The 22359-nt window shown below is 72.9% G+C and carries 13 protein-coding genes; 4 read left to right on the plus strand and 9 right to left on the minus strand.

The genetic code is table 11. The features are described 5' to 3' along the window. Positions 1-10 precede the first annotated feature (10 nt). Positions 11-2146 carry a glycogen debranching protein GlgX gene (gene glgX / locus D4B81_RS02545; protein ID WP_122260950.1) on the plus strand — a complete coding sequence of 712 codons (2136 nt, stop codon included), beginning with the start codon at positions 11-13 and terminating at the stop codon, positions 2144-2146. 55 nt (positions 2147-2201) lie between these two features. Here the strand turns inward: glgX and glgP are convergent, their stop codons facing one another. Next, a complete protein-coding gene (glgP, locus tag D4B81_RS02550) occupies positions 2202-4787 on the minus strand; it encodes an alpha-glucan family phosphorylase (protein WP_122260951.1) in 2586 nt (861 codons plus the stop codon). A 100-nt stretch (positions 4788-4887) separates the two neighbouring features. On the opposite strand from glgP, the gene D4B81_RS02555 reads away from it, so the two are divergent. The 3 genes from D4B81_RS02555 to glgB are packed head-to-tail and all read left to right on the plus strand — an operon-like array spanning position 4888 to position 15008. Beyond that, complete coding sequence (locus tag D4B81_RS02555) at positions 4888-7005, plus strand: maltotransferase domain-containing protein (protein WP_419866225.1); 2118 nt, start codon at positions 4888-4890, stop codon at positions 7003-7005. Positions 7006-7014: 9 nt separating this feature from the next. Then, on the plus strand, positions 7015-8736 hold the full coding sequence (gene treS / locus D4B81_RS02560) for a maltose alpha-D-glucosyltransferase (protein ID WP_122260952.1): 1722 nt from the start codon (positions 7015-7017) through the stop codon (positions 8734-8736). Continuing rightward, positions 8736-15008 (plus strand): 1,4-alpha-glucan branching protein GlgB, encoded by a 6273-nt coding sequence (gene glgB / locus D4B81_RS18670; RefSeq protein WP_161964966.1) that lies wholly within the window; start codon positions 8736-8738, stop codon positions 15006-15008. Before treS ends, glgB begins: the two co-directional genes overlap by 1 nt. 3 nt (positions 15009-15011) lie before the next feature. On the opposite strand, the gene D4B81_RS02570 is transcribed toward glgB, so the two are convergent. The 8 genes from D4B81_RS02570 to D4B81_RS02605 form a co-directional block, all read right to left on the minus strand. Next, entirely contained in the window at positions 15012-16058 is a 1047-nt protein-coding gene (locus D4B81_RS02570) for a co-chaperone YbbN (protein ID WP_122260953.1), read from the minus strand. Positions 16059-16151: 93 nt separating this feature from the next. Beyond that, positions 16152-17294 (minus strand): hypothetical protein, encoded by a 1143-nt coding sequence (locus tag D4B81_RS02575; RefSeq protein WP_122260954.1) that lies wholly within the window; start codon positions 17292-17294, stop codon positions 16152-16154. Positions 17295-17330: 36 nt separating this feature from the next. Continuing rightward, entirely contained in the window at positions 17331-18329 is a 999-nt protein-coding gene (gene pip / locus D4B81_RS02580; RefSeq protein ID WP_122261115.1) for a prolyl aminopeptidase, read from the minus strand. Positions 18330-18348: 19 nt separating this feature from the next. Then, entirely contained in the window at positions 18349-18873 is a 525-nt protein-coding gene (locus D4B81_RS02585) for a GNAT family N-acetyltransferase (protein ID WP_122260955.1), read from the minus strand. Next, entirely contained in the window at positions 18870-19532 is a 663-nt protein-coding gene (locus D4B81_RS02590) for a vWA domain-containing protein (RefSeq protein WP_122260956.1), read from the minus strand. Before D4B81_RS02590 ends, D4B81_RS02585 begins: the two co-directional genes overlap by 4 nt. Positions 19533-19578: 46 nt before the next feature. Continuing rightward, positions 19579-19956, minus strand: a complete 378-nt coding sequence (locus tag D4B81_RS02595) for a hypothetical protein (protein WP_202613542.1) — start codon at positions 19954-19956, stop codon at positions 19579-19581. A 127-nt stretch (positions 19957-20083) separates the two neighbouring features. Then, positions 20084-21052, minus strand: a complete 969-nt coding sequence (gene meaB / locus D4B81_RS02600) for a methylmalonyl Co-A mutase-associated GTPase MeaB (protein WP_122261117.1) — start codon at positions 21050-21052, stop codon at positions 20084-20086. Positions 21053-21054: 2 nt separating this feature from the next. Beyond that, positions 21055-22326 carry an acetyl-CoA C-acetyltransferase gene (locus D4B81_RS02605; protein ID WP_122260957.1) on the minus strand — a complete coding sequence of 424 codons (1272 nt, stop codon included), beginning with the start codon at positions 22324-22326 and terminating at the stop codon, positions 21055-21057. Positions 22327-22359: the final 33 nt, after the last annotated feature.

Below are 22359 nucleotides of genomic sequence, written 5' to 3' on the forward strand. Positions count from 1 at the left end.
TTGTACCCCTATGCCGCCCCACGTCCGTCCGCGCCGCAGCACCGACGTCCCCCCGCCCCTGGGCGTCACCCGGTGGGGGTCGGGCACCGAGGTCGCGGTGGTGGCCCGGCACGCCACAGCCGTCGACCTGTGCCTCTTCGACGCCGCCGGCGAGCGCCGGATCCCGTTGCGGCGCACGGCGTACGGCATCTGGTGGGACGACGTGCCGGAGCTGGTGCCCGGGACCCGCTACGGGTTCCGGGTCGACGGACCCTGGCAGCCGGAGCACGGGCACCGCCACAACCCGGGCAAGCTGCTGCTGGACCCCTACGGCGGGGCGGTCGAGGGCTGGGTGCACTGGCGCCCGGAGGTCTTCGGGCACGCCGTCGACGACGCCGGCCACAGCGCCCCGGACAGCCTCGACCCGCGGGACAGCGCCCCCTACGTGCCCCGCAGCGTGGTCCTCGACCACACCTTCGACTGGGGCGAGGACCAGCTGCCCTCCGTCCCGTGGACCGACACCGTCGTCTACGAGGCTCACGTCCGCGGGCTGACGATGCGCCACCCGGCGGTCCCGCCGGAGCTCCGGGGCACGTATGCCGCGCTCGCGCACCCCGCGGTCCTGGAGCACCTCACCGGCCTGGGGGTCACCACGCTGGAGCTGCTGCCGATCCACGCGTTCGTCTCCGAGCCCGCGCTCGTTCGGCAGGGGCTCCACAACTACTGGGGCTACAACACCCTCGGCTTCTTCGCCCCGCACGCCGGCTACGCCGCGGCCGGCGACCCGCAGGGCGTCGCGGACGAGCTCAAGGGCGCCGTGAAGGCCCTGCACGCGGCCGGCATCGAGGTGCTGCTCGACGTGGTCTACAACCACACCGCCGAGCAGAGCTCGTGGTCCGGACCCACCCTGTCCTGGCGCGGGCTGGACAACGCGACCTACTACCGGCGGGACGCCCGGGGCCGGGACATCGACGTGACCGGGTGCGGCAACACCCTCGACCTGCGCCAGCCGCTCGTGGCCCGCATGGTCCTGGACTCCCTGCGCCACTGGGTGGAGAACTACCACGTGGACGGCTTCCGCTTCGACCTGGCGCCGGCGCTGGCCCGGGGGCGGGACGACGCCTACGAGCGGGACCACGCCTTCCACGTCGCCCTGCAGACCGACCCGGTGCTCTCCCGCGTCAAGCTCGTGGCCGAGCCGTGGGACGTCGGCGTGCACGGCTGGCGGACGGGGCAGTTCCCGGCACCCTTCGCCGAGTGGAACGACCGGTTCCGCGACACGGCGCGCTCCTTCTGGCTGGCCGACGTCGCACGTCAGCTGCACGACCAGCCGGGGCACGGGGTGCGCGAGCTGGCGACCCGGATGGCCGGGTCCGCCGATCTCTTCGCCGACGGCAACCGCGGCCCGATCGCCTCGATCAACCTCGTCACCGCGCACGACGGCTTCACCCTGGCCGACCTGACCGCCTACGAGCAGAAGCACAACCACGCCAACGGCGAGGACAACCGCGACGGCCACAGCGACAACCGGTCGTGGAACCACGGCGTCGAGGGCCCCACCGACGACCCCGCGGTGACGGCCGCCCGCCACCGCTCCGTGCGCAACCTCCTGGCGACCACCATCCTCGCGACGGGGGTGCCGATGCTCGTGGCGGGCGACGAGGCCGGACGCACCCAGCACGGCAACAACAACGCCTACTGCCAGGACAACCCGCTGACCTGGCTGCGGTGGGACCACGCGCCCTGGCAGGAGGAGCTCCTCGCGGACACCCGCGAGCTGCTCGCCGTGCGCCGCGAGCTGTCGCTGCTGCGGACCCCCGAGTTCCCCCGCTTCGCGCCCGAGGCCGGGCGGACCCGGCTGCGCTGGTACGACGAGACCGGTGACGTCGTGGACGGCACGCAGTGGCAGGACCCGTGGCGGCGCACGGTCGTCGCCGTCTACGACACCCTGCACGCCGAGACGGACCGGCAGGCGGTCGCCCTGGTGCTGCACGCCGGGCCCGACCAGCTCGAGGTCGTCGCTCCTGCCGTGGAGGGTGTCGCCGGGTGGCGGGTGAGGTGGTCCAGCGGGGGTGGCCGGCGGGCGACCGGGCCGGTGGCACCCGGTGGCACCCTGACGGTGTCGCCGACGACCTTCACCGTCCTGGGAGGCGAGCCGCAGCGCTGACGACGGCGGCCCGGCCACCGCCTGGGTGACCGGGCCTCGCGCGTGCCTGCCGCGGTCAGGGCAGGGTGACCAGGCCCAGCTCGGCGTCGGCCGACATGTGCGGGTGCATCGGCAGGACGCGCACCGTCCAGCCGAGGGACCCGGTCCGCTGGAGGCGCACCCGGCCCTCGAACCGGTGGCGGCCCTCGCCGTCGGACTGCGTCGGGGTGAGCTGGACGAGCTCCACGTCCGTCAGCGTGTCGTTGGCGTTCGCGCGCCCGTAGGCCATCTGCACCCGCACCGTCCGCGGGTCCAGCTCACCCAGGGCGACGTAGGCGTGCACCGAGATCTCGTCACCGATCTGCGGCGCGTCCGACAGGCCCTCCGCGTCGACGTGGTCGACGCGCACGCGCGGCCAGTTCCGGTAAACCTTGGCCACGTACTCAGCCAGGTCGCGGGCACCGGCGTGGTCCTCGGCGGCCACGGCCCACGCCGCGTGGGCGGCCGGCCAGTAGTACTTCTCGGTGTAGTCGCGCACCATCCGGTCGGCCAGCACCTTGGGGCCGAGGGTGGACAGGGTGTGGCTGACCATGTCGAGCCATCGACGGGGTATGCCGTGCTCGTCCCGCTCGTAGTAGGTCGGCACGACCGTCTTCTCGAGCAGCTCGTAGAGGGCCGCGGCCTCGAGGTCGTCACGACGGTCGGGGTCCTCCACACCGTCGGCGGTCGGAATGGCCCACCCGTTCTGGCCGTCGTACCACTCGTCCCACCAGCCGTCGAGGATCGAGAGGTTCAGGGCGCCGTTGAGGGCGGCCTTCATCCCCGAGGTGCCGCACGCCTCGAACGGGCGCAGCGGGTTGTTCAGCCACACGTCGCACCCGGGGTAGAGCTGCTGCGCCATCGCGATGTCGTAGTTGGGCAGGTAGATGATCTTGCCCCGCACGTCGGGGTCGTCGGTGAAGCGCACCATCTCCTGGATGAGCGCCTTGCCCGTGTCGTCCGCGGGGTGCGACTTGCCGGCGATGATGATCTGGACCGGCCGCGCCGGGTCGTTGACCAGCTTCTTGAGCCGCTCCGGGTCGCGCATCATGAGCGTCAGACGCTTGTAGGTCGCCCCGCGCCGGGCGAACCCGATCGTCAGCGTGTCCGGGTCGAGCACCGAGTCGATCCAGCCGAGCTCGGCCTCGCTCGAGCCGCGCGCCACCATGGACTTGCGCAGGCGGGAGCGGGCGTCGCGGATGAGCTGCTGGCGCAGCTCGCGCTTGGTCGCCCAGAACGCCTCGATCGGCACCTCGTGGATGCGCGTGAACACCGAGCGGGCCGCGATGTCGGAGCCGAGGTGGTTCTTGGCGAGGTCGTAGAGACGGCTGTCGACCCAGGTCCCGGCGTGGACGCCGTTGGTCACCGACCCGATCGGCACCTCCTCGACGTCGAAGCCCGGCCACAGGCCCTTGAACATGTCCCGGCTCACGGCACCGTGCAGCTCCGAGACGCCGTTGACGCGCTGGCCCAGGCGCATGCCCATGACCGCCATGTTGAAGCGGGACCGGTCGCCGCCCTCGTAGTCCTCGGCGCCGAGCTCGAGCAGCCGCTCCACCGGGACGCCGGGGATGGCGCAGGTCGGGTCCCCGAAGTGGGTGGCGATGGCCTGCACGTCGAAGCGGTCGATGCCCGCCGGGACCGGGGTGTGGGTGGTGAACACCGTGCCGGCCCGGACCGCCCGGATCGCCTCGTCGACGGTGAGGCCGGCCTCCCCGGTGACCAGCTCGCTGATGCGCTCCACGCCCTGGAAGCCGGCGTGGCCCTCGTTGGTGTGGTAGACGGTCGGCGTGGGGGCCTGGCAGATGCGGGCAAAGGCACGCAGGGCCCGGACCCCGCCGATGCCGAGCAGCATCTCCTGCTCCAGGCGCTGGTCGCCGCCGCCGCCGTACAGACGGTTGGTCACCTCGCGACGGGCCGGGTCGTTGGACTCGACGTCGGAGTCGAGCAGGAGCAGGGGCACCCGCCCGACCTGGGCGCGCCACACGTGCGCGTCGAGGTGGCTGCCGCGCGGCATGTCCAGCCGGATCACGACCGGGCTGCCGTCCTCCTCGCGCAGGAGCGACAGCGGGAGGTCGTCGGGGTCGAGGACCGGGTAGGACTCCTGCTGCCACCCCTCGGCGTTGAACCGCTGGGCGAAGTAGCCGGACTTGTAGAAGAGGCCCACGCCCACGATCGGGATGCCCTGGTCCGAGGCCGCCTTGAGGTGGTCCCCGGCGAGGATGCCCAGGCCGCCGGAGTACTGCGGCAGCACCGCCGTGATGCCGAACTCCGGGGAGAAGTAGGCGATGGACTCCAGGGTGCGGCCGTCCCAGCGCCCGGCACCCTGCTCGTGGTACCAGCGCGGCTTGGTCAGGTAACGCTCCAGGTCGGCCGCAGCCTCCGCCACCCTCCGGACGAACCCGGCGTCGGAGGCCAGCCGCTCGATGTCCTCGCCGCGCAGCGAGGAGAGGATGGCGACGGGATCCTGACCCGTCACGGCCCACAGCTCGGGGTCGATCCCGGCGAAGAGGTCACGGGTCGGCGGGTGCCAGGACCAGCGGAGGTTCACCGCGAGGTCGTGCAGCGGGGACAGGGACGCAGGGAGGACGGTGCGCACGTGCATGCGACGGATAGCCTTCACGGTGCCGAGGATAGGCCAACCCCCTGCAAGATCTTGCATCGACCCGGAGCGCCCGGGGCGATCGTGCCGCGGACCGCGCCGGGCGGGTAGCGTGAGCCGCGTGACCGAGCACTCGACCACGCCCACGCCGCACGATCCCCACCCCGTCCCCGAGGGCGCCGTCGATCCCGGTCGCCCCGGCACCGCGCCCGACACCTCCGTGCTGGCGCTCTTCGGCCAGCGTCCCGTCGGGCGCATCCCCGTCCTGGACGTCCAGCCGGTCACCGACGGGGGCGACCGGCCCACCAGGTCGGTCGTCGCCGAGCTGTTCACCGTCAGCGCCACCGTCTTCCGGGAGGGCCACGACGCGGTCAACGCCACCGTGGTCCTCACCGACCCGGACGACGTGGAGCACCACGTGCCGATGACCCAGGTCAACCCCGGTCTGGGGCACTGGCAGACGGTGGTCTACGCCGACCGGGAGGGGATGTGGAGCTTTCGCGTCGAGGGCTGGTCGGACCCCTACGGCACCTGGGTCCACGACGGCACCATCAAGGTGCGGGCCGGTGTCGACGTCGAGCTGATGCTCGAGGAGGGGGCCCGGGTCCTGGAGCGCGCGCTCGACGAGGTCGAGCGGTCCGCGGAGGACCGCGCGGTCCTGGAGGCGGCGATCACCCGCCTGCGCTCCAGCGCGCTGACCCCGGAGGAGCGTCTGCAGGCCGGGATCGAGGACCGGGTCCGTCAGGTGCTCGCCGCGTCGCCCCTGCGCGACATGGTCTCCGGAAGCCGTGACCACCCCTGGTGGGTCGAACGCCGGCTGGCCCTCACCGGTGCCTGGTACGAGATCTTCCCGCGCTCGGAGGGGGCGACCCTGGACGAGACGACGGGCCTGTGGACCACCGGCACCTTCCGCACCGCCGCCGACCGGCTCCCGGCGATCGCCGGCATGGGGTTCGACGTCGTCTACCTCACGCCGGTCCACCCGATCGGGCGGACCAACCGCAAGGGGCGCAACAACACCCTCGAGGCCCAGGAGCACGACCCCGGCTCCCCCTACGCCATCGGCTCCGCCGAGGGGGGTCACGACGCGCTGCACCCCGACCTCGGCGACTGGGACGACTTCGACGCCTTCGTGGCCCGGGCGCGGCAGGAGGGGCTGGAGGTCGCGCTCGACCTCGCGCTGCAGGCCTCGCCGGACCACCCGTGGGCCACCGAGCACCCCGAGTTCTTCACGACCCGGGCCGACGGCTCCATCGCCTACGCGGAGAACCCGCCGAAGAAGTACCAGGACATCTACCCGCTCAACTTCGACAACGCCCCCGAGACGGTGTACGCCCAGGTGCGCCGTGTCGTCCAGGTGTGGATCGACCACGGGGTCACGCTCTTCCGCGTCGACAACCCGCACACCAAGCCGGTGGAGTTCTGGCAGTGGCTGATCGCCGACGTGGCCGTCGACCACCCCGAGGTGATCTGGCTCGCGGAGGCCTTCACCAAGCCGATGATGATGCGGACCCTGGCCAAGGTGGGGTTCCAGCAGTCCTACACCTACTACGCCTGGCGCAACACCGTCCCCGAGCTGCGGGAGTACGTCACGGAGCTGGCGACCGAGACCGCGCACTACATGCGACCCAGCTTCTGGCCGACCACCCACGACATCCTCACGCCCTACATGCAGACGGGGGGCGTCACCGCCCACCTCGTCCGCTCCGCGCTCGCGGCGACGCTGGTCCCCACCTACGGGATCTACGCCGGCTACGAGCACGTCGAGAACGTCAACCGGCCCGGCGCCGAGGAGCACGTCGACAACGAGAAGTACGAGTTCAAGGACCGGCGCTGGGGTCAGCACGTCCCCGGGCGCGAGGACCTCGGCGGCTGGCTGACCATGCTCAACCGGGTCCGGGCCGAGCACCCAGCCCTGCACTGGCTGCGCAACATCACCTTCCACGCGGCGGAGGACGAGAACGTCCTCGTCTTCTCCAAGCACGGCGGCGGCGCGCACGACGGGTCCGACCGCGACACCGTGCTGGTCGTCGCCAACCTCGACCCGCACCAGGTCCGCTCCACCCGCCTCCACCTGAGCATGCCCGACCTCGGTCTGGGGCTGGGCTGGGACGACCGTTTCGCCGCGCACGACCTGGTCACCGGCAACCGCTGGGTCTGGGACCGCTCGCCGTTCGTCCGGCTGGGGCCGGGCTACGGCGAGGAGCCGGTGCACATCATCCACGTGACGAGGAGCTGAGCGACACAGATGCGCGGACTCAACCTGCACCAGCCCGGTCTGCGGAACGACCCCGACTGGTTCCGCAAGGCCGTCTTCTACGAGGTCCTCGTCCGGGCGTTCGACGACTCGACCGGGTCCGGTTCGGGTGACTTCACCGGCCTGATCAACCGGCTGGACTACCTGCAGTGGCTCGGGGTCGACTGCCTGTGGCTACCGCCCTTCTACGCCTCGCCGCTGCGCGACGGCGGCTACGACGTGGCCGACTACACCGCCGTGCTGCCCGAGTTCGGCACCCTGCCGGACTTCCGCGAGCTCATCTCCCAGGCGCACGCCCGCGGCATCCGCATCATCACCGACCTCGTCATGAACCACACCAGCGACCAGCACCCCTGGTTCCAGGCCTCGCGCTCGGACCCCGAGGGCCCCTACGGCGACTTCTACGTCTGGTCCGACACCGACGAGAAGTACAGCGACGCCCGGATCATCTTCGTGGACACCGAGACGTCCAACTGGACCTTCGACGCCGTCCGCCGACAGTTCTTCTGGCACCGCTTCTTCTCCCACCAGCCCGACCTCAACTTCGAGAACCCGGCCGTCCAGGAGGCGATGTTCGACGTCGTCCGGTTCTGGATGGACATGGGCATCGACGGCTTCCGGCTCGACGCCGTCCCCTACCTCTTCGAGGAGGAGGGGACGAACTGCGAGAACCTCCCGCCGACCCACGAGTTCCTCGCCCGGCTGCGGGCGATGGTCGACCAGGAGTTTCCCGGCCGCGTCCTCCTCGCCGAGGCCAACCAGCTGCCTGCGGAGGTCGTGGACTACTACGGCACCGAGGAGGCGCCGGAGTGCCACATGTGCTTCCACTTCCCGGTGATGCCCCGCCTCTACTACGCCCTGCGCGAGGAGAAGGCCGAGCCGGTCATCCGGGTCATGGAGGAGACTCCCGCCATCCCCAGGGGCACCCAGTGGGGCACGTTCCTGCGCAACCACGACGAGCTGACGCTGGAGATGGTCTCCCCGGAGGAGCGCTCGGCCATGTACGGCTGGTACGCCCCGGACCCGCGCATGCGGGCCAACGTCGGCATCCGCCGCCGGCTCGCCCCCCTGCTCGACAACTCGCGCAGCGAGGTCGAGCTGATCAACGCGCTGCTGCTCTCCATGCCCGGCTCCCCCTGCCTGTACTACGGCGACGAGATCGGGATGGGCGACAACATCTGGCTCCACGACCGTGATGCCGTGCGCACCCCGATGCAGTGGACCCCGGACCGCAATGCCGGCTTCTCCACCGCCGACCCCGGCAAGCTCTACCTGCCGGTCATCAGCTCGCTCGTCTACCACTACAACAACGTCAACGTCGAGGCCCAGATGGCGACGAGTTCCTCGCTGCTGCACTGGATGCGCGGCATGCTCGCCGTCCGCGCCGGCCAGGACGTCTTCGGCCTGGGCGACTTCGTCGTCTGCGAGTCGGACAACGGCGGGATCCTGTCCTTCCTGCGGGCCATGCCCGTCGAGGACGATCTGGCCGCCGGGTACGAGGGGCACCGGGCCGTCCTGTGCGTCAACAACCTCACCTCCCGTCCCCAGGCCGCCCGGGTCCAGCTGCCCGAGCGGTTCGCCGGCGCCGCCGTGCGCGACCTCTTCGGGGGCACCGGCTTCCCGGGCATCGGCGACGACGGCTCGGTCACCCTCACCCTCGGCTCGCGCGACTTCTTCTGGCTCGGCCTCAACCCCCACGAGGAGAACTCCTGATGCCCACCCTGACCCCGTCGTTCGAGGAGTTCCTGCCGGCCTGGATCGCGTCCCAGCGCTGGTACCGGGGCAAGAGCAGCGGCACCTCCCCCCGTCTGCGCCGCATCGCCTCGTTGCGCTGGGAGGACCCGCTGGGCGAGGTCGGCCTCGAGGACCACCTCGTCCTCGACGAGTCCGGCCCCGAACCGGTCGTCTACCAGGTCCCCCTGTCCTACCGCGCCGAGCCGGTCGAGTTCATGGCCGCCGCGCTCGTGGCGACCGCCGAGCACGAGGATCTCGGGACCCGCTACATCTACGACGCGACGCACGACCCGGTCTTCGCCCAGGTGCTCCTGCAGGAGATGTACGCCGAGCACGACGTCCCCTCCGCAAGGTCCCGCCGGGTGGTCGCGGGCGGGACCGCCCCCGCCCTGCGCTCGGCGCGGGTGCTCAGCGGTGAGCAGTCCAACACCTCGATCATCGTCGAGGCGCACGGGGAGACCCGCCCGGTGATCATCAAGATCTTCCGCGTGCTCCAGCCCGGCGCGAACCCGGAGGTCGTCGTGCTCACCGAGGTCGGGCGCACCGGCAACCGCCTCGTCCCCGGTCCGATCGGGTATGTCGAGGGTCGCTGGCCGCTGGCGGACGCCACCGAGGCCCGGGGTCACCTCGCGTTCGCGCAGGAGTTCCTGCCCGACACCCAGGACGCCTGGCGCACGGCCCTCGAGGCGGCCCGCGCCGGGGAGGACTTCACCGACCGGGCGCGCACCCTGGGCGAGGCCACCGCCTCGATCCACGCCGTGCTGCGCGAGACCTTCCCCACGGCGACCCCCGACCCGCAGTCCCGCGCCACCCTCGTGCAGCAGCTGCGCCGGCGAGCCGAGACCGCGTTCGCCGAGGTGCCGGAGCTGGCTGCCCACCGCCAGGACGTCGAGGACGTCTACGCCGGGCTCGACGACCTCGACCTGCCCGCCCTGCAGCGGGTGCACGGCGACTACCACCTCGGCCAGGTGCTCGACGCACCCGGCCGCGGCTGGGTCCTCCTCGACTTCGAGGGGGAGCCGCTCCGCCCCCTGGAGGAGCGCTCGGCCCCCGACCTGGCGCTGCGCGACGTCGCCGGCATGCTGCGGTCCTTCGACTACGCCGGTGCCACCGTGACCCACGAGGGGGGCGGCGACCGCGACGCGTGGGTCACCGCTGCCCGGGTCGCCTTCCTCGAGGGGTACGCCGCCGCCAGCGGTGACGACCTCGACGGCGCCGAGCGCCGACGGCTGCTCGACGCGCTGGAGCTCGACAAGGCGCTCTACGAGGTCGTCTACGAGGCCCGCAACCGCCCAGACTGGATGCCCATCCCGGTCGGCGCCGTCCAGCGGCTGGTGACCGGTGGGCGTGCCGGTCGGCACCTCGCCACCGACCCCCCGGCCGACGCCGCCGCAGCAGTTCCCGGACGACACCGTGCGAGCGGGGACCAGGACGGGACGGACGGCGCCGAGGAGCACGCCCCCGTCGCCGCGGACTTCGGCGTCGGCGGCGCGGCCGGCCACGGCGCGGGCTCGCTCACCGACCCCGAGGGTCACGTCGTCTCCGAGGCGCAGCCCGAGGAGTATGCCGCAGCGCCGGTCCCGGGGCTGCGTGACCTCGACCCCGCCGTCCACGGTCCCTCCTCCTCCGACCCCGAGGACCGTCCTGCCGGTGCTGCGGACGAGGACGCGTCCGCGGCGCCCCCGGTGGACGACGACCAGGACGAGGACGGGTCCGCGGCCCCCCCGGTGGACGACGACCAGGACGTCGCGGTGCACCCCGGTCGGGGCCGCCCCCGCGACGACCTCGCGGACTACGCCGCCTCCGCCCACCCCTACCCCCCGGCCAGCGGCGGCTACCCGCACGCCCCCGTCCCCGCCCCGCCGGAGATGCTGGCGGCGTTCGGCGAGGCGGAGCCCGGGTTCGTGCCGACACCCGCCTCCGGACGCCCCGCCAGCGGCGGCGTGCCCCACGCCCCCATCCCGGCGCCGGCCGAGATGACCGAGGCACCGCCCACCCCGGACGCGCCCTCCGCGCCCGTCCCGCCCCGGGTGGGAGCCTCCCAGCCCCTCCCGTCGGTCGACGAGAACGAGCCTGCGACCGCACCGCGGCACGTCGCCGCCAGCGGTCTGGCGCCGCGCGCCGCGGGCTGGGAGCCGCAGGACCCCCAGGTCGAGCGCGACCGCGCCTGGTCCGACGCCTCCTCCTCCCCGGCCGTCGTGACCGGTGAGGTGCTCGACTCGCCGTGGGTCTCCGGCCGGGCCGAGCGGGTCCTGCTGGACGCGCCCGAGGCGCCACCCGCACCGCATACCCGCCCCCTCGACCTCGAGGAGGCGACCGACGTCGTCTTCGGTCTGCACCCCGACCCGCACAGCATCCTCGGCGCGCACGCCCACCAGGGCCACGTCACGGTGCGCACCGTGCGCGCGGAGGCCGACGCGGTGACCGTCGTGCTCGCCGACGGTCGCGAGTTCCCGATGCAGCCGGAGACCGGCGGCATCTGGGTGGCCGTCGTGCCGCAGCCGCAGGTCCCGACCTACCGCCTGCGGGTCGAGGAGCGCGGCCACCAGCGGCTGGTCGACGAGGCCTACCGCCACGGCGGCTCGATCAGCGGGCAGGACCTCGCCCTCGTCGCCGCGGGTCGCCACGAGGAGCTGTGGAAGGTCCTGGGGTCGCACGTGGTGACCGTCACCGACGAGATGGGCGACGTCACCGGCACCCGCTTCGCGGTCTGGGCACCCAACGCGCTCGCGGTCCACGTCATCGGCGACTTCAACGACTGGGACGGTGCCCGGCACGCGCTGCGGGTGCACGGGGAGGCGGGGGTCTGGGAGATCTTCGTCCCCGACGTGCTCGCCGGCGCCCACTACAAGTACGACATCACCGGCCCCGACGGCACCCGGCGGGCCAAGGCCGACCCGATGGCCAGGGCCACCGAGGTGCCCCCGTTCAACAACTCCGTCGTCACCGTCTCCACCTACCGCTGGAACGACCACGAGTGGCTGCGCCGACGGGCCTCGACCGACATCCACCACGGCCCGATGAGCATCTACGAGGTGCACCTCGCCTCGTGGCGCCAGGGGCTGGGCTACGAGCAGCTGGCCGAGGAGCTCGTGGCCTACGTCAGCGACATGGGCTTCACCCACGTCGAGCTGATGCCTGTCATGCAGCACCCCTACGGCCCCTCGTGGGGCTACCACGTGACCGGCTACTACTCGGCCGACAGCCGGTTCGGGCACGAGGACGGTCTGCGCCACCTCATCGACCGCCTGCACCAGGCGGGGGTCGGCGTGATACTGGACTGGGTCCCGGGCCACTTCGCGACCGACCCGTGGGCACTGGCCCGCTTCGACGGGACACCCATCTACGAGCACCCGGATCCGCGCAAGGGCTGGCACCCCGAGTGGGGGTCCTACATCTTCGACTACGGCCGGCCCGAGGTGCGCAACTTCCTCGTCGCCAACGCCACCTACTGGATGGAGGAGTTCCACGCCGACGGCCTGCGCGTGGACGGCGTCGCCTCGATGCTCTACCTGGACTACTCGCGTGAGCACGGACAGTGGGTCCCGAACAAGCACGGCGGCCGCGAGAACCTCGAGGCGGTGGAGCTGCTGCAGGAGACCAACGCCACGGCCTACCGTCGCAACCCGGGGATCGTCATGATCGCCGAGGAGTCGACCTCCTGGCCGGGTGTCACCACCGACGTGCACAAGGGGGGTCTGGGCTTCGGCTTCAAGTGGAACATGGGCTGGATGCACGACACCCTGAACTACCTGGCGCAGAATCCGTACTCACGCTCCAAGCACCACCACGCGGTCACGTTCTCGCTGGTGTACGCCTACTCGGAGAAGTACATCCTGCCGATCAGCCACGACGAGGTCGTGCACGGCAAGGGCTCCCTGGTGCGCAAGATGTCGGGCGACCCCTGGCAGAAGTTCGCGACCACCCGTGCCTTCCTCGGCTACCAGTGGAGCCACCCGGGCAAGCAGCTGCTGTTCATGGGCAGTGAGTTCGCGCAGTCGCGCGAGTGGGCCGACGGTGGCGAGCTGCAGTGGGAGCTGACCGACCGGTGGGGGCACGCCGGGATGCAGCGCCTGGTGCGCGACCTCAACCGCCTCTACGCCGAGCACCCCGCCCTGTGGGAGATCGACCACCACAAGGACGGGTTCAGCTGGCTGGACGCCAACGACGCGGGCCGCAACCTCTACTCCTACCTGCGGTGGGGCAACGAGGGTCCCGACGGGCTGCGGTCGGTCGTGGCGGTGCTGGTCAACTTCAGCGGTATCCCGCAGGAGCAGGTGCACGTCGGCCTCCCCTACGGCGGTCGCTGGCGCGAGGTGCTCAACACCGACGCCGAGCACTACGACGGCTCCGGCCAGGGCAACATGGGCTTCGTCCGGGCGCACGACTACCCGCACCAGCACCAGCCCTTCTCGGCGCTGATCACGGTGCCGCCGATGGGCACCGTGTGGCTGGTCCCGGACCCCGAGCCGCAGGCCCCGGCCGCGCTGGAGGCTGCCGAGGACGAGACCGACGTCACGGACGGCGGCGCTGCCGCGACCGCGTCCGCCACCCCGGACACCGACGACGCCGAGGAGACGGGCACGCACCCGCGCGCCGGGCAGACCGCCCAGCAGCGGGACCTCGTCGACCTCGAGGCCCTGCTCGCCGCCTACGCGCAGATCGTCCCCGACCCCGAGGACGTGGACCAGCAGGTGGCGTTCGGCACCTCCGGCCACCGGGGCAGCTCTCTCGACGGTGCCTTCAACGAGCACCACATCCTGGCCACGACGCAGGCGATCTGCGACTACCGGCGCGACCAGGGCACCGACGGCCCGCTGTTCCTGGGCCGTGACACCCACGCGCTGTCGGAGCCGGCGTGGCGCAGCGCCCTCGAGGTCCTGGTGGCCAACGGGGTCGACGTGCGCGTCGACTCCCGGGACAGCTGCACCCCGACCCCGGCCGTGTCGCGCGCGATCCTGCAGCACAACCGGGAGACCGACGGTGCGGTCGGCGAGGCCGACGGCATCGTCGTCACGCCCTCGCACAACCCGCCTCGCGACGGCGGGTTCAAGTACAACCCGCCCCACGGGGGCCCTGCGGACACGGACGCGACCGGCTGGATCGCGGACCGGGCCAACGACCTGCTCCGGACCGGACTCGACGGCGTCCGGCGGGTGCCGCTCGCCGAGGCTCGGGCGGGGGCGACCGCCTACGACTTCATGGGCGAGTACGTCCGCGCGCTGCCGAGGGTCGTCGACGTGGAGGCGATCAGGCGGGCCGGCGTGCGGATCGCCGCCGACCCGCTGGGCGGTGCGGCCGTCGGCTACTGGCAGGCGATCGCCGACGAGCACCGGCTGGACCTCACCGTCGTCAACCCCGAGGTGGACCCCGCGTGGGGCTTCATGACCCTGGACTGGGACGGCAAGATCCGGATGGACTGCTCCTCCCCGCACGCCATGGCCTCGCTGATCCGCCGGATGGAGGGCGGGGGCGAGGACGGCTCAGGGTTCGACGTCGCGGTCGGCAACGACGCGGACGCGGACCGGCACGGCGTGGTCACCCCGGACGGGGGTCTGATGAACCCCAACCAGTACCTGGCCGTCGCGATCGACTACCTGTACGGCGGGGCCCGCCCCGACTGGCCGGGAGAGACCGCCATCGGCAAGACGCTCGTCTCCTCGACCATGATCGACAAGGTCGCCGAGGGTCTGGGTCGCCGCCTCGTCGAGGTCCCCGTCGGGTTCAAGTGGTTCGTGCCCGGCCTCCTCGACGGCTCGATCGCCTTCGGCGGCGAGGAGTCTGCGGGCGCGTCCTTCCTGTGCCGCGACGGCTCGGTGTGGTCGACGGACAAGGACGGGATCATCCTGGCCCTGCTCGCCGCGGAGATCATCGCCACCACCGGGTCGAGCCCCTCGCAGCGGTATGCCGAGCTCCTCACCCGGTACGCCCCGGGCGCCGAGGTGGCCTACGCCCGGGTGGACGCCCCGGCCGACCGGGAGCAGAAGGCGAAGCTGAAGAACCTGTCGGCCGCCGACATCACCGCGACCGAGCTGGCGGGCGAGCCGATCACGGCCGTGCTCACCGAGGCGCCCGGCAACGGGGCCGCGGTCGGCGGGGTGAAGGTGACGACGGAGCACGCGTGGTTCGCGGCGCGCCCCTCCGGGACCGAGGACGTCTACAAGATCTACGCCGAGTCCTTCCGCGGCCCCGAGCACCTGGCGCAGGTGCAGGCCGAGGCGCAGCAGGTGGTGGACGCCGCCCTCGCCTGACCCCTAGAAGAGGGCGCTCATGAGCGACCCGCGCGCCTTCTGGACGCGCGGGTCGGCGGGGCCGACGACCTCGAAGAGCTCGAGAAGGTGGGTCCGGGCTCGGTCACGGTCCGCGCCGCTCGTGCGTCGGACGGTGTCGACGAGCCGCAGGAAGCCGTCCTCGACGTGTCCCCCGACGAGCTCGACGTCGGCCGCGTCGATCTGGGCCGTCACGTCCGCGGGGTCGGCGGCGGCCGCGGCACGCACGGCGGTCAGGTCCATCCGGCTGGTCCGCTCCAGCAGCCGCACCTGCCCGAGCCCGAGCCGGGCCATCTCGTCCGAGGCGTCCTGGGCGAGGGCCTGCTCGTAGGCGCTGACGGCGGCGGCCCAGTCCCCCGCCTCGATCGCGTCGTAGGCCTGCTGGTGCAGCGGCGGCAGCACCGGCTCGCCCGTCTCGTCCTCCTCCGGCGCGGCGTCCCCGGCACCGAGCTGGACCCGCCCCGTGATGCCGTTCGTGACGGCGGCCTGCAGGAAGGTGTCGAGCAGCTGGTCAACCTGCGCGAGGTCCTGCACGCCGAGGTAGAACGGCATCGGCTGACCTCCCATCAGGCCCAGCACGACCGGCAGCGCGGTGACCTGCCCGAACGTCTGCTGCAGCACCGGCGTGAGCGCCTGCATGATCCCGGGGTTCGCGGCGAGGTCGACGCCGACCACCTGGAAGCGTCCCTCCTTGCCGGCGACCGCCCGCACCAGGTCGTCCAGGTGCTGGGCCGACTCCGGCGCCTGGGGGGTCCAGAGAACCAGCACCAGCGGGGTGGTCATGCTGGCGGTGACGACCGCCTCGAAGCTGGCGTCGGTGGCGTGCACCAGCGCGCCGCTGCGACCCGGCACACCCTCCGCGCCGCTCCCGGCGGACCCCGTCGTCGTCCCGGTGGCGGCCGCCCCCGGGACGCCCGCCCCGCCGGGCGCCGACGGCATACCGGCCCCCTTCGCCCCGGCACCCCGGCCGCGCAGGCCGGACAGGTCGACGGCACCGCGGAGCGCGGCGGGGGTGAGGGGCTGCTGGGACATGGGTCTCCTTGACGTGCGGGTGGGTGCGGACCGGTCTCCAGGGTATGCCGTGCTCCCCCGCCCAGCGAGGGGCCGGGGGCGACGCCGACCGGGTCAGCTGCCCCAGGCGTCGACGAGCTGCTCGCGGGCGGCGATGACGCTCGGCGGGCCGTCCTGCCCCTCGGCGGGCAGGTGCATGCCGATGAAGACCGAGGTCCGCAGCACCGCCTCGTCGGTGAGCTCGCTGTCCTCGCCGAAGACGAGGAAGCTCTGCGGCGGCGTGAGCACGGCGTCGCTGTTGACGCTGAAGGTGGTGTCGCGCAGGAGGCTGCCGATGACGAACGCCGAGCCGTCCTCGAACATCAGCGTCTTGACGTCCTCGCTGACCAGCCAGTTCTTCTCCCGCAGCCCGGCCTGGGCGGCGACGGCGTCGGCCTGCTCCTGGGCCGCCGCGCGGACGGCCTCGGCGTAGCCGTTGGTCTCGTAGCCGGGGTCCTCCTCCGGCTGGGGGAAGCTGACGAAGGTGGCGAGCTTCTTCAGCGCCTCGCGGGGGACCTCCACGAGGTCGCCCTGACCGCTGCGCAGCACGGGCGTCCCGACGGAGCGGCGGTCGAACGTGGGGAGCTCGGTGCCCGGCAGCATCGACGCCTCCCAGATGATCCGGAAGTCCTCGGTCTCCCCGGTGCGGCTCTCCATGAGGTGGAGCAGCGGCACCCCGCTCTCGGGCACGGACTGCACGAGGAGGAGCTGCGGCAGCTCGCCGTCCTCACGGCTGATCGCCAGCACGTTGGGCTCGAGCTCCTCCGCAGGGGCGTCCTCGGCGAGGCCGAGCTCGGAGCGCAGCCTGACCTCCGCCTCGGTGGCGGTGCGCGCGGTCGCCATGTAGGCGGTCTGCTGGGCCGCCCGGAGCCGGTCGGCGGGCGCGGTGTAGGCCTCGTAGCGGGCGTCGAGCAGCCGGGTGGCGACCTCCTCGGCCTCCTCGACCCCCAGCACCGCCTCACCCTCGTCCGTGGTCATCGCCACCGTCGTGGAGGACGCGTCGTCTGTGCCCGCCGCGACGTCGGTGGTGGCGGAGCCGGCGTCGGTGCTGCCGGTCGCGGTGCTCGCAGCGGCGTCGGACGTGGCCGCGGAGTCGTCGGCGGGAGCCGACGGGGCGGACGTCGACGCGCCCGTGCCAGGGTCGTCCGCGCCGGTGCAGGCGGTGACGAGCAGGGCGGAGGACAGCGACACGGCGACGGTCAGGCGGGAGAACTGCATAACAAAACGGTAAAGTCACTTCGGCCTACCGCCAAATCAGGGTTCTTCCAGGCTCCCCCCGGCCCCGTCGGCGAAGCCGTCGGTCGCCCGGACCAGGGCGTCGAGGGTGCCCGGCTCGGAGAAGGCGTGCCCGGCGTCCGGGACGAGGACGAAGCGGGCTCCCGGGAGCCGTTCCGCGAGGTCGAAGGCGGTCCGTGCGGGCGTGCACATGTCGAGGCGCCCTTGCACGATGACGGTCGGGATGTCCTGGATCCGCGCGAGGTTGCCGGGGTCCAGCAGCTGCCCCTCCCGCAGGAACCCCCCGTTGACGAAGTAGTGGTTCTCGATGCGCGCGAACGCGACCGCCTGGTCGTCCTCGACCGCCCTGCGGTAGCCCTCCTCGTCGGGCAGCACCGTGATGATGCGTGCCTCCCACCCGCTCCACGCCCTGCCTGCCGGGACGTGCACCGCGGGGTCGTCGTCGAAGAGCAGCTCGTGGTAGGCCACCTGCATCTCGTGGCGGCGGGCGGGGGCGACGGGGGCCACGAACTCCGCCCACAGGTCGGGGTAGACGTGCTCGAGGTGACCGCGCTCGTACATCCACGCCAGCTCCCCGCGCCGCAGCGTGAAGATGCCGCGCAGCACGAGCTCGGTGACCCGGTCCGGATGGGCCTGCGCGTAGGCGAGCGCCAGGCACGAGCCCCAGGACCCGCCGAAGACCTGCCACCGGTCGACGCCGAGCCGCTCCCGGACCGCCTCCAGGTCGGCGACCAGGTGGGGCGTGGTGTTGGTCGACCAGAGGGCCGGGTCGGTGGTGGAGGCGGCGTGCGGAGTGGAGCGGCCGGCCATCCGCTGGTCGAGGAGCACGATCCGGTAGCGCTGCGGGTCGAAGACCCTGCGCTGCTTCGGCGAGGTGCCGCTCCCGGGCCCGCCGTGGACGAACACCACCGGCCGGCCCTCGGGGTTGCCGGACTGCTCGACGTAGATCTCGTGCCCGTCCCCGACCGGAAGCTGGAAGGTGTCGTACGGCTCGATCTCGGGGTAGAAGGTCCGCAGCTCGCTCACCGGCCCGACCCTACCGGCGCACCATCCGCAGCTCCACGACCCCGTCGTGCTGGTCCTCCGCCTGCGTCCCGTCGAGAGTGAAACCGTTGCGCTCGTAGAACCGGATCGCGCGGTCGTTGCCCCGGGCCACCCACAGGTAGGCCGGACCGTCGGGCAGCACCTCGTCGAGCAGCTGCTGCGCCACGCCGCTGCCCTGGTGCTCGGGAGCGACGTTCAGCGACCAGACCTGCCGCGGCGCCGGCGCGTCGTCGTCGCGGGCGGGTCCGACCATGGCGAACCCCACGGCCTCCTCCTCCCGCAGCGCGACCCGCACGGCACGGCCGTCGTCGGCGACCGTGCCGTGCTCGTAGGCCCGGGCGATGGCGTACCACCGTGGCCGGAAGGTCTCGACGGCGAGGCCGTCCACGACCCGGTCGTCCATGATCCCGCGGTAGGTCTCGCGCCAGATGCGCACGTGGAGCTCGGCGAACGCCTCGACGTCGGCCGCCCCCGGCTCACGGACGAGGTATGCCGCGCCGCCCGGGTCCTCGCTCATGCGCCACCCTCCCCCTCGTCCTCACCCAGCGCGGCGCGCTCGGCGGCGGAGTATGCCGCGAACGTCGCCCCCGCGTCGCCCTGCCTCGCCCGCCGCAGGTCGGCGACCTTGCCCGAGGCCATCCGCAGGCTGTCCCCGGCCTTGCCGCGGGCGTAGGTCACCGAGCTCGCGGCGGGGACGCCGAGGCCCCGGCCGACCTCGACGGCGTCCTGGTCGGCGCCCATGTAGAGGAACTGCCACCCGTAGTCCCTCGTCTGCTGCTCCACGAGCGAGCGGATGGCCGGGTGCGTCCACTCCCGGCTGGCGTTCTCGAGCCCGTCGGTCATCACCGCCACGAGCACGGTGCCGGGGCGCTGCTCCTCGGGCAGGTCGGCCAGCCCGGCACCGGCCTCGGTGACCAGCCTCCCCATCGCGTCGAGGAGCGCGGTCCTCCCCCGCGGCCGCAGGTCGAGGGGAGGGACCTCCGAGACCGGGCGCGCGGCATACACGACCTCGTAGGTGTCGTCGAACTGCGCCAGGGTGACGCGGCACTCCCCCTCGGCGGCGCGCTGCTCCTCGACGAAGGCGGCGAAGCCGCCGACGGTGTCGCTGCGGATCGACTGCATCGAGCCGGAGCGGTCGAGGAGGAAGTAGATGTGGGTGAGCCGGCTGTCGGTCATGGCGCTCCTTGCGTGATGGGTCGGTGGGTGGCGCGGCGGGGGAGCCTCAGCCGCGGGGGCGCCGCGGCTTGAACCGCAGCGGGGTGGTCGGTGGTGCGGGCGGCGGCGTGCCCTTCTCCAGGTCGTAGCGGGCACGCTCCACGCCCCCGGCCGTCACCCGTCCCGCGTCGTTGGCGTAGGCCGCCAGGGCGGGGGTCCTGGCCAACCGTGGTCCGACGGCGTTCTCGGACAGCCCGGCCCGTGCGGCGACGGAGCGCAGCGAGGTCCCCGGCTCGAGCACCGCGGCGGCGAGGCACCCGTCGAGGAGCGCCGTCAGCTCCTCTGCCGCCACCCGCAGGTGGGGCAGGGCCTCCGCCGGGGGCAGGCCGTCGGCGGTCTGCAGGGCGCGGCTCACGGCGGCGGTGGAGACGGAGGAGGTGCTCATGCGTCCAGAGTTACGCATAAAGTGCGGTGACGTCAAGGGTGCGGATGCTTCATGTGTGCGGATGCGTCAGGCGGCGGGGGTCGGGGTGCGCTCGGCTGGTCGGGTGCCCGTCGCCACACCACCGCCGTCAGTCGGCGAGGCTGGCGACGACGCGGTCGGCGGCGGCGTAGGGGTCGAGCCGTCCGGCGACGACCTCCTCGACCGCGGCGTCGAGCGCACCGTCCCCGTGCAGCCCGGTCATCCGCGAGCGCAGCTCGGCGAGCGCGAGGGCCTCGACCTCGTGCCGGGCGCGCAGCTGCCGTCGACGCTCCAGCTCCCCGTGCTCCTCCATCCAGGCCCGGTGCGCCTCGAGCGACTCGAGGACCTCCTCGACACCCTCGCCCCGGTCGGCCACGGTCCGGACCACCGGCGGGCGCCACAGGTGCGGCTCGGTGCGGTCGCCGAGGGAGATCATGTGCCGCAGCTCGCGGACCGTGGCGTCGGCGCCCTCCCGGTCGGCCTTGTTGACCACGAAGACGTCGGCGACCTCCAGGATGCCCGCCTTGGCGGCCTGCACGCCGTCACCCATGCCGGGGGCGAGGAGGACGACGGTGGTGTCCGCCAGCCCGGCGACCTCGACCTCGCTCTGCCCGACCCCGACGGTCTCCACGATGATCACCTCGCAGCCCGCCGCGTCCATGACCCGCAGCGCCTGCGGCGTGGCCCGGGACAGTCCGCCGAGGTGCCCGCGCGAGGCCATGGAGCGGATGTGGACGCCGTCGTCCAGCGCATGCTCGGTGAGCCGGATCCGGTCCCCGAGCAGGGCACCGCCCGAGAAGGGGCTGGAGGGGTCGACGGCCAGCACCCCGACCCGTCGCCCCTGCGCGCGGAGGGCCCGCACCAGCATCGAGGTGCTCGTCGACTTGCCGACCCCCGGGCTGCCCGTGAGCCCGATGACCCGTGCCCGGCCCGCGTGCGGGGCAAGCGCTGCCATCACCTCCCGCAGGGCCGGGTCGGCGTTCTCGACCAGGGTGATGAGCCGGCCGAGGGCGCGCGGACTCCCGGCCCTGGCCTGGGTGACCAGGGCCGGGACGTCGACCGGCCGGCGGGAGCGCAGCGTCAGGCCTGCTGGCCCGCGGGGACGCGCACGATGAGGGCGTCGCCCTGACCGCCGCCGCCGCACAGGGCCGCGGCGCCCACGCCGCCCCCGCGGCGCTGCAGCTCCAGGGCGAGGTGGAGCAGGATGCGGGCGCCGGACATGCCGATCGGGTGGCCCAGCGCGATCGCGCCGCCGTTGACGTTGACGCGCTCCGGGTCGAGCCCCAGCTCCTTGGTCGAGGCCAGCCCGACCGCGGCGAAGGCCTCGTTGATCTCGACGAGGTCCAGGTCCGTCGGCTCGATGCCCTCCTTCTTGCAGGCGGCCAGGATGGCGCGGGCCGGCTGGCTCTGCAGGCTGGAGTCGGGGCCGGCGACCATCCCGTGCGCGCCGATCTCGGCGATCCAGGACAGGCCGAGCTCCTCGGCCCTGGCCCGGCTCATGACGACGACCGCGGCGGCCCCGTCGGAGATCTGCGACGCCGACCCGGCCGTGATCGTGCCGTCCCGGGAGAACGCGGGACGGAGGGCGCCCAGCGACTCCACCGTCGTCTCCTTGCGGATGCCCTCGTCGGCCTTGAAGGGCACCGGGTCGCCCTTGCGCTGCGGGACGTCGACGGCGACGACCTCCTCGTCGAACACGCCCCGCTCCCAGGCTGCGGCCGCCAGCTGGTGGCTGCGGGCGGAGAAGGCGTCCTGCTCCTCGCGGGTGAACTCGCGGTCGGCGGTGTTGGCCGACTCGGTGAGGTTGCCCATCGCCTGGTCGGTGAAGGCGTCCCACAGGCCGTCGTAGGCCATGTGGTCGCGGACGGTCACGTCGCCGTACTTGTAGCCGCTGCGTGACTTCTCGAGCAGGTGGGGGGCGTTGGACATGGACTCCTGGCCGCCCGCGACGACGATGTCGACCTCGCCCGCCCGGATCAGCTGGTCCGCCAGCGCGATGGCGTCCACGCCGGACAGGCAGACCTTGTTGATCGTCAGGGCGGGGACGTCCATGGGGATCCCGGCCTTCGCCGCGGCCTGCCGGGCCGGGATCTGCCCCGCCCCGGCGGTGAGTACCTGGCCCATGATGACGTAGTCGACCTGGTCGCCGCTGACGCCGGCCTTCTCCAGGGCGCCCCTGATCGCGAAGCCGCCGAGCTCAGCCGCGCTGAAGCCGGACAGCGAGCCGAGCAGGCGGCCCATCGGGGTGCGGGCCCCGGCGACCACCACGGACGTCGTCGCCGTGCTGCGCGTCGTCCCGGTGCTCGCGGCGGGGGTGGTGGACGTCGTGCTCTCGGGGATGTTCTCGGACATGGGGGTGCGCCTCCAGCGTCGGTGGTGGGTGCC

Source organism: Ornithinimicrobium cerasi (assembly GCF_003702705.1).
In the GTDB taxonomy this organism is placed as follows: Bacteria; Actinomycetota; Actinomycetes; order Actinomycetales; family Dermatophilaceae; genus Ornithinicoccus; species Ornithinicoccus cerasi.

Bases quoted from the DNA above. Each gene is read 5' to 3' on its own strand.
- glgX (WP_122260950.1), top strand. From the start codon at position 11: ATGCCGCCCCACGTCCGTCCGCGCCGCAGCACCGACGTCCCCCCGCCC.
- treS (WP_122260952.1), top strand. From the start codon at position 7,015: ATGCGCGGACTCAACCTGCACCAGCCCGGTCTGCGGAACGACCCCGAC.
- glgB (WP_161964966.1), top strand. From the start codon at position 8,736: ATGCCCACCCTGACCCCGTCGTTCGAGGAGTTCCTGCCGGCCTGGATC.
- D4B81_RS02570 (WP_122260953.1), bottom strand. From the start codon at position 16,058: ATGTCCCAGCAGCCCCTCACCCCCGCCGCGCTCCGCGGTGCCGTCGAC.
- D4B81_RS02575 (WP_122260954.1), bottom strand. From the start codon at position 17,294: ATGCAGTTCTCCCGCCTGACCGTCGCCGTGTCGCTGTCCTCCGCCCTG.
- D4B81_RS02585 (WP_122260955.1), bottom strand. From the start codon at position 18,873: ATGAGCGAGGACCCGGGCGGCGCGGCATACCTCGTCCGTGAGCCGGGG.
- D4B81_RS02590 (WP_122260956.1), bottom strand. From the start codon at position 19,532: ATGACCGACAGCCGGCTCACCCACATCTACTTCCTCCTCGACCGCTCC.
- D4B81_RS02595 (WP_202613542.1), bottom strand. From the start codon at position 19,956: ATGAGCACCTCCTCCGTCTCCACCGCCGCCGTGAGCCGCGCCCTGCAG.
- D4B81_RS02605 (WP_122260957.1), bottom strand. From the start codon at position 22,326: ATGTCCGAGAACATCCCCGAGAGCACGACGTCCACCACCCCCGCCGCG.